The organism is Roseospira navarrensis (assembly GCF_009601025.1).
Taxonomy (GTDB): domain Bacteria; phylum Pseudomonadota; class Alphaproteobacteria; order Rhodospirillales; family Rhodospirillaceae; genus Rhodospira; species Rhodospira navarrensis.
Genome location: NZ_WIVE01000188.1, coordinates 1 through 408, shown reverse-complemented (window position 1 = coordinate 408; position 408 = coordinate 1). Strand labels below are relative to the sequence as shown.

The 408-nt window shown below is 65.4% G+C and carries 1 protein-coding gene; it reads left to right on the top strand.

What is annotated here, in order from left to right:
- Positions 1–408 (top strand): DDE-type integrase/transposase/recombinase (locus GHC57_RS19215; protein ID WP_153347283.1); only part of this gene is annotated, 408 nt, incomplete at both ends.

Genomic DNA, 408 nt, shown 5'->3' with positions numbered 1-408 from the left:
GCGCGAAGGCCTTGAGGTGGCCCGCTGCACGGTGGAACGCCTGATGCGGGACATGGGCCTGCAAGGCGCGGTTCGGGGCAAGCGGATCAAGACGACGGTCAGCAATCCGGCGAACCCGAGCCCCGAAGACCATGTCAATCGCCAGTTCCAGCCCTCCCGGCCGAATGCCCTGTGGGTCGCGGATTTCACCTATGTTTGGACGGTGGCGGGGTTTGTCTATGTCGCCTTTGTCATTGATGCGTTCGCGCGCCGGATCGTTGGCTGGCGGGTCTCGGCCCGGGCTGAAACAACTCTAGTCCTGGATGCCCTGGACCAGGCCCTGCATGCCCGCGGGCCGTTTCCGGGCGGGGCGCTGATCCACCACAGCGACCGGGGTGTGCAGTATCTGTCGCTGAAGTACACCGAGCG